This is a genomic window from Thalassolituus hydrocarboniclasticus, from assembly GCF_025345565.1.
Classification (GTDB): domain Bacteria; phylum Pseudomonadota; class Gammaproteobacteria; order Pseudomonadales; family Oceanobacteraceae; genus Venatoribacter; species Venatoribacter hydrocarboniclasticus.
The window spans coordinates 2,299,912-2,312,669 of the sequence record NZ_CP054475.1 but is presented as its reverse complement, the minus strand read 5'-3'; the positions used below and the strand labels follow the sequence as shown (position 1 = coordinate 2,312,669).

10 protein-coding genes are annotated in these 12,758 nt (G+C 52.2%); 3 read left to right on the top strand and 7 right to left on the bottom strand.

Annotated elements, in window-relative coordinates; all coding sequences use genetic code 11:
- Nucleotides 1-89: 89 nt before the first annotated feature.
- A complete protein-coding gene (locus tag HUF19_RS10190) occupies nt 90-1,154 on the bottom strand; it encodes a fatty acid desaturase family protein (protein ID WP_260996555.1) in 1,065 nt (354 codons plus the stop codon).
- Nucleotides 1,155-1,220: 66 nt separating this feature from the next.
- Entirely contained in the window at nt 1,221-2,297 is a 1,077-nt protein-coding gene (locus HUF19_RS10185; RefSeq protein WP_260996554.1) for an AraC family transcriptional regulator, read from the bottom strand.
- 134 nt (nt 2,298-2,431) lie between these two features.
- On the opposite strand from HUF19_RS10185, the gene HUF19_RS10180 reads away from it, so the two are divergent.
- Nucleotides 2,432-4,156: an AMP-binding protein gene (locus HUF19_RS10180; protein WP_260996553.1), complete on the top strand. Its 1,725-nt coding sequence runs from the start codon at nt 2,432-2,434 to the stop codon at nt 4,154-4,156.
- Between the two features lie 226 nt (nt 4,157-4,382).
- Nucleotides 4,383-6,188, top strand: a complete 1,806-nt coding sequence (locus HUF19_RS10175; RefSeq protein WP_260996552.1) for an acyl-CoA dehydrogenase C-terminal domain-containing protein — start codon at nt 4,383-4,385, stop codon at nt 6,186-6,188.
- A gap of 69 nt (nt 6,189-6,257) precedes the next feature.
- Here HUF19_RS10175 and HUF19_RS10170 read toward each other — a convergent pair whose 3' ends face one another.
- Nucleotides 6,258-8,036 (bottom strand): HAMP domain-containing protein, encoded by a 1,779-nt coding sequence (locus tag HUF19_RS10170; RefSeq protein ID WP_260996551.1) that lies wholly within the window; start codon nt 8,034-8,036, stop codon nt 6,258-6,260.
- Between the two features lie 315 nt (nt 8,037-8,351).
- Between HUF19_RS10170 and HUF19_RS10165 the strand changes: the two genes are divergently transcribed.
- Nucleotides 8,352-8,924, top strand: a complete 573-nt coding sequence (locus HUF19_RS10165) for an OmpW/AlkL family protein (RefSeq protein ID WP_260996550.1) — start codon at nt 8,352-8,354, stop codon at nt 8,922-8,924.
- Between the two features lie 83 nt (nt 8,925-9,007).
- Here the strand turns inward: HUF19_RS10165 and HUF19_RS10160 are convergent, their stop codons facing one another.
- The 4 genes from HUF19_RS10160 to murI all read right to left on the bottom strand — a co-directional run bounded on the left by HUF19_RS10160 (nt 9,008) and on the right by murI (nt 12,647).
- Nucleotides 9,008-9,658, bottom strand: a complete 651-nt coding sequence (locus HUF19_RS10160; protein ID WP_260996549.1) for a chalcone isomerase family protein — start codon at nt 9,656-9,658, stop codon at nt 9,008-9,010.
- Nucleotides 9,659-9,759: 101 nt separating this feature from the next.
- Complete coding sequence (gene cls, locus HUF19_RS10155) at nt 9,760-11,157, bottom strand: cardiolipin synthase (RefSeq protein ID WP_260996548.1); 1,398 nt, start codon at nt 11,155-11,157, stop codon at nt 9,760-9,762.
- A 41-nt stretch (nt 11,158-11,198) separates the two neighbouring features.
- Nucleotides 11,199-11,750: a GTP cyclohydrolase I FolE gene (gene folE / locus HUF19_RS10150; protein WP_260996547.1), complete on the bottom strand. Its 552-nt coding sequence runs from the start codon at nt 11,748-11,750 to the stop codon at nt 11,199-11,201.
- Between the two features lie 81 nt (nt 11,751-11,831).
- Nucleotides 11,832-12,647, bottom strand: a complete 816-nt coding sequence (murI, locus tag HUF19_RS10145) for a glutamate racemase (protein WP_260996546.1) — start codon at nt 12,645-12,647, stop codon at nt 11,832-11,834.
- Nucleotides 12,648-12,758: the final 111 nt, after the last annotated feature.

Below are 12,758 nucleotides of genomic sequence, written 5' to 3'. Positions count from 1 at the left end.
ATTTCTGGTAATCCGCTGATTTCGTTCAGAAATCAGCGGTTAAGACCCTCATTGTCCAGTTTAGCAGCTTGCTGCAGGAGTGCTGGTTATCAGTCTGTGCGGCCCAGCTTGCGCAGGTGGCGGTAATGACCTTTCAGTGCCGCGCCCAGGCTGGGATAGCTGCGGATCGGATGGCCCTGGTGGCTGCAGGCTTCCTGCAGCAGCTGATGAAGGGCTGGATAATGGATATGGCTGACACGGGGGAACAGATGATGTTCAACCTGAAAGTTCAGACCGCCTAAAACCCAGGTCAGAACACGGCTGTTGGTGGCGAAGTCGACGGTGGTGCGTAACTGATGGGCCGCCCATTCGTCTTCCATGCTGCCATCAGATGCAGGCTGCGGAAATTCCGCCTGTTCAACAATGTGAGCCAGCTGAAATACCACGGCAAATAAAAAGCCTAAGATGGCGTGCATCAGTAAAAAGCCGGCAATAACCGTCGTACTGTCAGACAGGCTCAGCGGCAGCGCGATATAGATCAGCAGATACAGCAGCTTACTGGCCCAGAATTCCAGATGATCTGCGGCGGATAAGCGATGGCTGAACTCCCTGTTGGCAATCTTCTGACGGAAGTAAGCCTTATAATCGAGGGCAAAAAACCAGAACAGACTGGTCAGCGGATACAGCAGCCAGACATAAATATGCTGATAACGGTGAAACCAGAAACGGCGCTGATGCGGACTCATTCGGAACAGCCCCAGCGCATCAATGTCTTCATCAACCTCGTCCACATTGGTAAAGCTGTGATGATTACGGTTGTGTTTCTGTGCCCAGTAAAAACGGTTACTGCCGATCAGATTAAAGGTAAGAGCGGCCAGCCGGTTGAGGCGCCGTGAGCGGCTGAAAGATTCGTGAGCGCCATCGTGCATCACGTTAAAGCCCACAAGGGCGGTAGCTATGCCATGTATAAACCAGGCGGCCAGACTCCAGGGGGCAGGCAGTAACAGCAGGGCGGCATAGCTGGCAGTGAACAGCAGCAAAATAAGAATGGCTTTACGGTACAGACGCTGATCACCGGTTTTGGTCATGTCCTGCTGCCGGAAATACTGGTTAACCTGAGCGGAAAGCTGCTGATAGAGCTGGCGCTGGCCAGCGGAAAAATGAATCTGATTCATGATTTATTATGATTGTTATTGTTCATCTGATACTACCTGAGATTATAGGGTTATGGAACGGCAGTCTCAGTGAGGGGAGTCCTCTGTAGTGCTTTCTTCCGGGTGCAGTGCAGGATATTGCTCGCGTGTTCTTTTACGGAAAGCCCGTGGCGACTCCCCCAGCCAGCGACGGAAAGCGCGGCCGAAATTCGATGGGTCGTTATAGCCCAGCTGGTGGGCAATATCTTCCACCGAGGTATTGGTTTCCAGCAGCAGATGCAGGGCCTGTTCGCGCCGGGCCTCATCAATAATGTTCTGATAGGTGGTGTTCAGCTGGGCCAGCTGGCGGTTAATAGTGCGCGGACTGGAGTTCAGCGTTTTCGCCATAACGGTAAGTGTCGGAAACGCATCCATACGGTCGAGGCGGCGACGGATCTGGGTGACCAGATCCTGGCCACGATCCAGTTCGGCCAGTTGTTTTTCACATTCGGCTTCCGCCATGCGCCGCGCGGTGGTGTTGGCGGTGGATACCGGACTATCCAGCAGCCAGGCCGGAATACAGAGCTGATTGTGCGGCTGGTTGAACATCACCGGAATGCCGAGAACGCCTTCGTAGCAGGAAACAGGTCGTACCGGAGCATCAGTGAACTTCGCTACGGCGGCCAGCTCTTCACTGTTCTGGGTCAGAAAGCGGGCAATGGTCACCAGTGTTGAAATAATGTTCTGCACGACAAAACTGAAGGTGCTTGGCATGGCCGCCAGACGGTTGATCTGAATGATGGCGGTGTCATGGTCATGAATAAAGCGGATATCGGCCAGCAGGGTGCGGGTGCGTGCATAGCGGATCGCCAGCGACAGAGCCTGACCCAGAGTATCGCTGGCCATAATGGCAAAGCCGAGAAAGCCATGGCTGGAAATATTCATGCGTTTGCCGTGTTCCAGTCCCAGCAGCGGGTCGCCACTCAGCGCCAGCGCATTCTCCACCACCTTGTGATACTGCAGCGGCGAAATGAATTCCTGCGCCGAGGCCAGCGTCTTGCCACTCAGACCGGTGCCCTGAGCTAACTGCGCAGTGCTGATACCCTGTTGGGCCAGCAGCTCAATCAGTTGCGACAGATATTCAGTGCCGATAAAGGCCCGGCTGGCAGCAGAGGAGTGTGACATGGTGACCGGATATTATTGAGTGGCGTATTATGACCGGAAGCATGTCACGTTTTCCTCTTTAACTCAACGCGGCTTTCGGTCATAGTTTTGGCCAATTAAAAAAACAATAACCTGAATTCTGTAAGGGGAACCCTGTGGAAGCATCTTTCTGGGACGGCAAGCGCGCACCTGGTGTTACTGATCAAATCGATCTGGATAAATACAATGCAGTGGTAGAAGTGGTGGAAAGCGCTTTTCAGCGTTATGCCGATCGCGCCGCGTTTACCAGTATTGGTTACACCCTCACTTATCGTCAGATTGACGAATACAGCGCAGCCTTTGCCGCTTATCTGCAAAATCACACCACGCTGAAGCCTGGCGACCGCATCGCCATTCAGATGCCGAATATCCTGCAATTCCCGATTGCTATGTACGGTGCCCTGCGTGCCGGTATGGTGGTGGTGAATACCAACCCGCTGTATACCGAGCGCGAAATGCTGCACCAGTTCAACGACTCCGGTGCCAAGGCACTGGTGTGTATGGATGTGTTTGCCAAATCGGTACAGAACATCCGCGCGGAAACCGGCCTTAAGCATATTATTGTGACCAGTCTGGCCGATATGCTGCCATTCCCGAAACGCACGCTGATCAACGCCGCGGCCAAATACGTGAAGAAAATGGTTCCGGCTTACAACCTGCCGGATGCTATTCCGTTCCGTAAGGCGTTGGCGCAGGGCGCTAAGTTTGGCGGTTTTGTTGCCAACTACATCAAGAACCCGAATGACACCATCATTCTGCAGTACACCGGTGGTACGACCGGTGTGGCTAAAGGCGCTGAGCTGACCAACCGCAATCTGGTTGCCAACATGATGCAATCCCGTGCGATGCTCAGCCAGATTGATCCGGCAACCGGTCAGCAGATTAAACCGGATACCGGAGTAAAGGTGGTGGCACCGCTGCCGCTGTACCACATCTACTCGTTTACCGTGCACCTGATGGCACTGTTTGAAACCGGTGATCACAGCATTCTGATCGCCAATCCGCGCGACACCAATATGTTTGTACGCATGATCAAACCGCATCAGCTGACCGGCTTTATTGGTCTGAACACGCTGTTTGTATCGCTGCTGAACCATCCGGAATTCAAGAACTGCGATTTCAGCCAGCTGAAGCTGACGCTGTCAGGCGGTACTGCACTGGTCGAAGACACCGCCCGTCGCTGGAAAGAAGCAACCGGTTGTGGCATCTCTGAAGCTTACGGTTTAACCGAATGTTCACCTGCAGTATGTATGAACCCGGCTGGTGGTCTGGAGCAGATGGGTACTGTTGGTCAGGCCGTTCCCGGTACTGCGCTGAAATGTATCGATCCTGAAGGTAACGAAGTGGCGATCGGCGAGCGTGGCGAGCTGTGTGTGAAAGGCCCGCAGGTAATGAAAGGCTACTGGAATCGTCCGGACGCTACTGCTGAGAGCTTCACGCCGGATGGCGAATGGCTGCGCACCGGTGACGTTGCGGTGATCGATGAAGACGGCTTTGTGAAGATCGTTGACCGTATCAAAGATATGATTCTGGTATCCGGTTTTAACGTTTATCCGAACGAAATTGAAGACGTGGTAGCGATGCACCCGGCGGTTGAAAACTGTGCCGCTATCGGTGTGCCGGATGACAAAACCGGTGAAGCGGTGAAACTGTTCGTGGTTGCCACCGACCCGAACCTGACCGTGGAAGAAATCAAAAAACACTGCCGTGAAAACATGACCGCTTATAAAGTGCCACGTCATGTCGAGTTCCGCAGCGAACTGCCAATGACCCCGGTTGGTAAGATTCTGCGTCGTGAACTGAAGGACGAAGAAGCAAAAAAGCAGGCTGAGCCAGCCTGATTGGCTCCAGCCCTGAATAAAAAAGCCCGCGCCTGACGCGGGCTTTTTTATTTCAGCCTCCTGCGTCTGACCGCCAGCCTCTGGCAGGTTACCCAAGTGACGCGCAGCCGCGGCCGCGTAGCCAATGGCGCTTGGGCCAGCTGTTGCCAAAATCGCCGCACATTTTTACCCGATAGCGGGCAGTCCATTGTTGCCCTGATTTCCGCGTTATTCTGAGGATGTGCAAATGATTCAGTACAAGGCTCCACTTAAAGATATTCAGTTTCTGATTAACGATGTCTTCGATTTTCAGTCCCATTACAAAAACATTCCGGGTGGCGATGAAGCAACGCCGGAAATGGTTGATGCCATCCTGACCGAGGCTGCGCGCTTCAGCGAAGAGGTGGTTTCACCGCTGTATCAGATCGGCGATGAAGGTTGTGTGTGGAATGACGGCGAAGTCACCACACCAAAAGGCTTTAAAGAAGCTTATGGTCAGTACGTCGAAGGCGGCTGGCAGGGTATGTCAGCACCGGTTGCTTATGGTGGTCAGGGCTTACCTCTGTCACTGGGTGTGATCAAATCCGAGATGATCGGTACCGCCAACTGGGTATGGGGCATGTACCCTGGTCTGTCGCTGGGGGCGATGAATACCATTTATATGCACGGTACCGAAGAGCAGAAGCAGACTTATCTGGTGCCTATGACCGAAGGTCGCTGGACCGGCACTATGTGTCTGACTGAGCCGCAGTGCGGTACCGATTTGGGTCAGGTAAAAACCAAAGCCGAGCCTAATGGTGATGGCAGCTACAGCCTGACCGGCACCAAAATTTTTATCTCATCCGGTGAGCATGACCTGACAGAGCAGATTGTGCATATCGTACTGGCCCGTCTGCCGGGTGCGCCGGAAGGCACCAAAGGCATTTCGCTGTTTATCGTACCGAAATTCCATGTGAACGCTGATGGCTCATTGGGTGACCGTAACCCGGTGGTCTGTGGTTCTATTGAAGAAAAAATGGGTATTCACGGTTCATCCACCTGTGTGATGAACTTTGATGGTGCGAAAGGCTATCTGATCGGACCGGAAAACAGAGGCCTGATGTGCATGTTCACCTTTATGAACACTGCCCGTATCGGTACCTCGATTCAGGGCGTTGGTGCGGCTGAACTGTCTTTCCAGGGTGCGCTGCCTTATGCCAAAGACCGCCGTTCCATGCGTTCTCTGAGTGGCACCAAGCATCCGGATAAAGTAGCAGACTCCCTGATTGTGCACCCGGATGTTCGCCGTATGCTGCTGACCCAGAAGGCCATCGCTGAAGGTGGTCGTGCAATGCTGTATCACGCCGCCCGTCTGGCCGATTTTATGATGGCGGCACATGATCGTGGTGATAAAGAAGGCTACGACCGGTTTGATGACAAACTGGGTTTCCTGACGCCGATTCTGAAAGCTTTCCTGACCGAGCTGGGCTACGAAGCGGCTAACCACGGTGTGCAGGTTTACGGTGGTCATGGCTTTATTAAAGAGTGGGGCATGGAGCAGATTGTTCGTGATACCCAGATTGCCAAGCTGTATGAAGGCACCACCGGTGTGCAGGCGCTGGATCTTCTGGGCCGTAAAATTCTGCTGGGTAAACTGAAGTCCTTTAATGAATTCCGTGCCGAAGTCACGGCATTTATTAAAACCCATGAGAACCGTGCAGAAATGAAGCCGCTGATCAAACAGCTCAAGCGTTATATGCTGCAATGGCGTATCAATACCTTCCGTGTTGCTTATAAAGCATCGAAAAACCGCGATATGGTTGGTGCGGCATCGGTGGATTATCTGATGTTCTCCGGTTATGTAGTGATGGCATATTTCTGGGCGCAAATGGCTGATAAAGCGTACAGCGGTATGAAATCCGGCAAGGGTGATCGTGATTTCTATCAGGCAAAGATCCACACTGCGGAATTTTATTTTGATCGTCTGCTGCCACGGGCAAAAGGCCACGCCAAAATGATGCTGAAAGATCCGAAAACCCTGATGCAGATGAAAGAAGAACACTTCGCTTTCTGATGCTGATAAGAAGAAAAAGCCCGGCAATGCCGGGCTTTTTTATGTCTGAGAACCGGTGGTTCCGGTGTATTACAGTTTTGCCATATCCAGACTGAATTCCACATGAAGCTGCGTCGGTGTTTTCAGCCTGCGTTGCAGGGAGCCGTTGAAACGCATTGAAATAATATGATCACAGAGTGCGTAAAACTCGCCGTCAGGTGCTATCTGTGTTTCCTCAACAGGCGTTTGCAGATAAAAGTCGACACCAGCCTGAACGGTATCCTGAACCAGTCGCAGTTGCAGGTTCAGCCGGGTGCAATATTGTAATGCCGGGTCTTTCACGATCAGATAATCGAACAGGAAATGCATAAGGTGCGGATTTTCTTCGATAATGAGCGAGAAGGGCAGTTGTTTACTGATCTCAACCGACTGCAGCTCCGGCGCCTGATCGAGCCACTCTTCAAGGCAATTGGTCAGGTTCAGGCTGTGACGTTCATCGCGGGTGGTAATGCGCAGGTAACGTAAAAAGACTTCGATGCCCGGCAGTATTTCTGGCTGGCGGATATGTTCGGCCAGATGCTCAAGCTGTTTGAGCAGCAGGTGATTAATCTTCTTCTGCTGTTGCTGGCGTTCACTGGCGTTCATCTGTGCCAGCTCAGATTCCATTTTTTGCATGGATGCTTTGGTGCGCAGCTGTTCGTTGTAGAGCTCTTCTGTACGCTGGGTCACTTTATTCTCCAGCGACACCGTCAGCTCCTGTGCATGGCGGCGGGCAATCTGTTCTTTTGTGCGGTCTACCACGCAAATCAGAATTTCCTGTGGACGGTTCTCATTATAGCGGGTGATCTGCAGTGTGATATCGAAATAGCACTCTTCCTTACGGAAGTTATAGAGGCAGAATTCATCGTGAATGCGAGGAATACGACCCTGTAACAGCTTATTAATACGTTCTCTTTGTTCTACCCCATGCGGACCGCTGATCATATCCATCAGCCTGTCCATCGGGTGTTTCATACTTTCCAGCTCCAGCTCAGTACTGGCCAGCTGGTTGGCAAAGTGATTGTTGCAATCGAAGGTATCTTCCTCGGGCAGATAACGGCAAAAACCAATTGCGGCATTATTAATGGCCATGCTGAGCTGCTCTTTGGTGTTCTCCAGCTGCATATGCGAGCGTTCACGCTCTTCTACATCCTGTTGCAGGGTTTCACGCATACGGTTAATGGCATCGGCAACCATACTGAGCTCATCACGTTTATGCGCTTTTTCATTCAGCTGGAGCGGATGATCAAGCTTATTCAGACTGAATTGGCTGGCCCACTCTGCCATACGGCTAAGGCGCCGCGTAATCACCTGATGAACAATAAATAAAACAAATATTGATACCGAAAAGGTTTTAAAAAACTGGGTCAGAAGAATATTAACGGCTTTATGTCTGAGTTCATTATAGAGCCCGGTGTAGTCCAGATTCAGATGCAGGTTTCCCAGCTGGTAAGACTGCCCGGCACTTTCGTAGGTCAGGGCGAATGAATAGCGCTGGTCTGACTGGCCATAGACATCGCCGGCACTGTGCAGCACGTTGCCGCGGTTTTCGATATAGACATAAACCACGCCGGGAAAGTTAAGAATACCGTTGAGTTGTGATTCGATCTGGCGGGAATCAAAATTCCACAGGCTGTAGCTTATGCTCTGCTGGTAGCTGGTCTGAATCTGACGCAGATTTTTATCGTAGCTGTTCATGCCACGCTGGTAATCAGAGATCAGAATGTAAAGAAACGCCGCGAGGGTGATCACAAAACTGAAGGCAAGCAGATACGACAGCAGTCTGCGCCCAATGGATACGTAGTGTTTGTAGCTGGCTGGGTTGTTCACATCAGTGCTTCGCAGTCAGTTGTTTTATTTTGAGTTATGCCAGCCTAAGCGGTTGCTGCAGCGGTGACATAAAATACTCTTAAGCCGTTGTTTCGTTGGTCTGTCTTCCATTCTGGCGGGCTTATGGCGATAAAACAATGAAATACTCATGCCAGAAACGCTGAAAATGGCTGTTAATGTTATCCGATGTTGATCTGACACAACCTAGTCGAAGGGATGAGGTTGGCTGCTTTTATTTCTTGATTTGTATCAAATTGCTTTGCCCATTACCCGTTAACCTGAGCCCATCTTTTGAGCATAGATGAGGAACACAGAATGAAACTGTTGAAAACTTTGTTAGCAAGCGCAGTAGCGGTTTCTGCAATGCCAGCTCTGGCTTATGAAGCCGGCGATATTATCGTTAAAGCTGGTATTGTTAACGTGAATCCGAAAGAAGACAGTGGTATCGATGGTGTCACCGTTGGTGATGATACCCAGCTGGGTCTGACCCTGACCTATATGGTAGCTCCTCAGGTTGGCGTGGAAGTGCTGGCGGCAACTCCGTTCAAGCATGGCGTATATGCAGGCGGTGAACGTATTGCTACTACCAAGCATCTGCCACCAACAGTGTCCGCTCAGTACTACCTGATGGACCCGGCTTCCAAGCTGCAGCCTTATGTGGGTCTGGGTGTTAACCACACGTTCTTCTTCGATGAAGATGGTGTTGACCACCTGGGTAAAAGCTGGGGTCTGTCATATTCAGCAGGTCTGAACTATGACCTGGGTAATAATCTGCTGGCCAATGCTGCAGTCTGGAAAATCGACATTGATTCTGAGCTGAATGGTTCCGGTACTGATGTTGAAATCGACCCGCTGGTATTTATGGTCGGTGCTGGTATGAAGTTCTGATTCCTGAAAGGATTCTGAACCAATAATAAAAAGCCACGCAATGCGTGGCTTTTTTGTTTTATCTGTTGTTAACCGCTGAGAATTTAATCTGCGGCAATGTTGCCATGCTGCTGCTCAGTCAGGCCCAGAATTTCATCTTTAAACTGATGAGATACCGGATGTTCACCGATCCATATTTTCAGCAGGGCATCGTACAGATCCTTGCCGGGTAAAATGCCTTTTACTTCATCATTGATAACCACACGGGAGCCAACGCCGGGTACGTAATCCACATAGCCCGCATCACCCCGTTCCAGTTTGCTGTCGAACATGGTTACCAGCATATCTAATCGTTCATCCATCTGTTCGGCCTCGCTGCTGCTGATGTTCAGTTGCAGGGCATCATACATTGCCGTAGCAATTCTCCGTCCGCTGACGCGGTTAACCAGAATGTGATAAACGATGCGTTTGTAGCTTTCCTGTTCAATGATCTGGCTGGCATCGGCGGATGGGGCCTCGACATACAGCAGACCAACGTAGGTATCGACCAGATAATATAAGGTGCGCACCGAGGCGCCGTTCAGTTTTAATTCCGGATGGTCGGCGGTTTGTGGCAAAACTTCCGGAAAATCAAATCCTTCGATCGTGCGTGCCTGGGTTGTGGGAGTAAAGATTATGACGGCGCTCAGCAGGGCAGGTTGCAGAATGCGGGCGAGCGGGCGTTTGAGTGTGTTGCGGAATAACAGCTTAACCATAGCGATCCCTCTGGTTTTTTATTGTTATTCCCTCACTCTATGCCGCCCTGCACGGCAGGGCAATCACTGTCACAATTAATTCATCAGATGGCGTTAGCGTTTTACAGCAAAGGGGCAAGCAGCCGGGTGGTTTTGGCCAGTAAGACCGGCCACCAGTGATGGCTGATGTGGGTAAGTTCAGAATGGCTGAAATCATTCAGCAGCATAGCCTCAGTCTCTGCGGCAAATTCTTTGCTCTGAATCAGGGCGCCGATTTCAAAATTAATACGCAGAGAACGGTTATCGAGATTGGCACTGCCAATGCTGGACCATTCATCATCAATCAACAGTACCTTCTGATGCAGAAAGCCTTTTTTGTAAGTGTAAAAGCGTACATTGCAGTGCTGCAGCAAGTCGATATAACCGCGCATCGCCTGCTGCACCAGCCAGCTGTCGCTCTTTTCCGGCACCAGAATGCGGATATCGATACCACGCAGACCAGCCAGTTGCAGAGCGCTGACCAGATTCTGATCCGGTACAAAATAGGGGCTGACCAGCCAGCAGCGCTGGCGGGCGCTGTGAATCAGGTGGGTGAAGTACAGGCTGGCGCTTTCGGTTTCATCGGCGGGGCCTGAGGCAATGCACATCACATTATTGTTTCCGCTCGCCGGGCAGCTGTTCCATTCAATGGCCGGGATATATTGAGTAGCCCAGTGCCAGTCTTCGGTAAAAGATAACTGAAAACTGAGAGCCGCGGGGCCATGGATTTCGACATGGGTATCGCGCCAGAATCCTTCTTTTTCGCTGCTGCCGCGGTATTCGTTGCCGACGTTATAGCCGCCAACGTAGGCATATTCACCATCGCAGATCACCAGCTTGCGGTGATTGCGGAAATTGAGCTGAGTGCGGTTACGCAGTTGCAGCGGATTAAAGCGTGACACCCGCACCCCGGCCTCTTCCAGAGGCTGCAGAAAACGCCGGCCCAGACCGCGGCTGCCGATCTCGTCATAAAGAAGATAGGTTGCGACACCTGCACGGGCCTGCTGGCACAACAGGCTGGCCAGTTCCTGACCGGTATCGTCGTCGCGCAGAATATAAAACTGTACGCAGATATAGCGCCTGGCTTCAGCAATGCGCCGGAACATCGTGCTGAACGTGGTATCACCATCGGTCAGCAGCCGGCACTGATTACCGCCCATTTGCGGTAAACGAAAGAGAGGATACAGGGGCCGTGTAAGCTGGTCAGGAGGTAAGGCAAAGTGTTCGAGCCCGGCCTGAATCTGGTCAGCGATAAAGCTCAGGCTGTGGTCACCATGGCGACGGGCGCGCAGATAGCCATGAAAGCGGCGGCTGCCGAAAAAGAGATAGAGCGGCAGGGTAATCAGCGGCATCAGCAGCAGGCCCAGCACCCAGGCGATGGTGCCCTGGGCGGTGCGCCCCTGCCACAGGGCGTCAATGGCTGCCAGTACCCCGAAGGTGTACAGCAGCAGCGGCCATATCCACCACCCTTGCTCTGGCATGATTTCCCCTTAATTCATCATGGCCTGAGTAAACGGGATTATCAGAGACCAATCAAGCGCATAAATTCATCGCGGGTCGCCGGGTTGGAGCGGAAGTCGCCCTTCATAACCGAGGTGCGCATCATTGAATTCTGCTTCTGTACACCGCGCATCATCATGCACATATGCTGAGCTTCGACGATAACCCCAACACCACGGCAGCCGGTCACTTCTTCCACGGCTTCGGCGATTTGTTTGGTCATGTTTTCCTGAATCTGCAGGCGACGGCCAAACATGTCGACAATACGGGCAAATTTTGACAGGCCCAGTACTTTGCCATTTGGCAGATAGCCGATATGGCAGCGACCGATAAACGGCAGCATGTGGTGTTCGCACAGGGAATAAAACTCGATCCCCTGGACCACAACCATCTCATCATTATCGCTGGTGAAAACAGCATTGTTGACCACTTCGTGCAGGTCGGTGGTGTAACCGCTGGTGAGGAATTGCATCGCCTTGGCGGCGCGTTTCGGAGTGTCCAGCAGGCCTTCACGTTCAACGTTTTCGCCCAGTTCCGACAGTACCTGTTGGTACAGGGATTCGAGATTTGACATGTCTATACCGTTGTTAATTTAAATACCTGAGCATTTTACTCAATTTTGTAAAACTTATACAAACGGGATTTTGTATAAGATTTATTCCACCGCCAGCACTGAGCTGCATTTCAGTTCACCCAGGGCTTCAAGATAGTGGATAGCACCGTCCGGCCTTGTGCTGCGGTCTGTCCAAAAGCACTGCAGAGTGCCTTGTGGCGATTCTTCACCGGCAGACGGTAGCAGGCTGGCTACACGGCGGGCAATGGCCGCCCCCGAGTCAACCCAGCAGACCTCGGGCCAGAGCTGCTGTAACTGTGTTTTCAGTAGCGGGAAGTGCGTACAGCCAAGCACCACATGGCTCAGCGCCTCGGGCTGCTTCAGCCAGACATCCAGATGAGCGAACAGTCCCTGTGGTTGCCGCTGTTCACTGATCCAGTCCTCAGCCCATTGCACCAGTTCTTTGCTGCCGAAGCGGCGCACGCTGCAGTGTCCGGCGAATTCACGGATCAGATCGTCGGTGTAAGCGCGGTTGATGGTTGCCGGAGTGGCCAGCAGGCCGATATGGCAACCGGCTGCGCTGTTGTCTGCCTGCTCTGCCGCAAGAGCTGCGGCCACTTTAATGGCCGGTACAACCCCAACCACAGGAATATCCAGCTGTTGCCGCAGCTGCGGCAGGGTCAGCGTACTGGCCGTGTTACAGGCGATGATCAGCAGATCGGGCTGTAATTCCTGTACGGCGGTAATACAGACCTGAAGCACCCGGGGGATCAGTTCTTCGTCGGTTTTCAGACCGTAAGGAAATGCTTCGTTATCCATCAGGTAATGCAGCGACAGGTGCGGTAACAGCTGTCGCACTTCGCTGAGAATGCTGAGGCCTCCGACGCCGGAGTCGAAGATCAAAACCGATGGCTTCATGGCGGTACTGGTTATGGAAAGCGCGGCAGTTTAGCAAATGTTTCTGTTTATATCTGCAGCGCAGCGTTGCGAGCGCGAAATGACAGGAAGCAACTATACTGGTGCGGACGG

Coding starts and splice junctions, on each gene's coding strand:
- HUF19_RS10190 (WP_260996555.1), bottom strand. CDS start 1,154: ATGAATCAGATTCATTTTTCCGCTGGCCAGCGCCAGCTCTATCAGCAG.
- HUF19_RS10185 (WP_260996554.1), bottom strand. CDS start 2,297: ATGTCACACTCCTCTGCTGCCAGCCGGGCCTTTATCGGCACTGAATAT.
- HUF19_RS10175 (WP_260996552.1), top strand. CDS start 4,383: ATGATTCAGTACAAGGCTCCACTTAAAGATATTCAGTTTCTGATTAAC.
- HUF19_RS10165 (WP_260996550.1), top strand. CDS start 8,352: ATGAAACTGTTGAAAACTTTGTTAGCAAGCGCAGTAGCGGTTTCTGCA.
- HUF19_RS10160 (WP_260996549.1), bottom strand. CDS start 9,658: ATGGTTAAGCTGTTATTCCGCAACACACTCAAACGCCCGCTCGCCCGC.
- cls (WP_260996548.1), bottom strand. CDS start 11,157: ATGCCAGAGCAAGGGTGGTGGATATGGCCGCTGCTGCTGTACACCTTC.
- folE (WP_260996547.1), bottom strand. CDS start 11,750: ATGTCAAATCTCGAATCCCTGTACCAACAGGTACTGTCGGAACTGGGC.
- murI (WP_260996546.1), bottom strand. CDS start 12,647: ATGAAGCCATCGGTTTTGATCTTCGACTCCGGCGTCGGAGGCCTCAGC.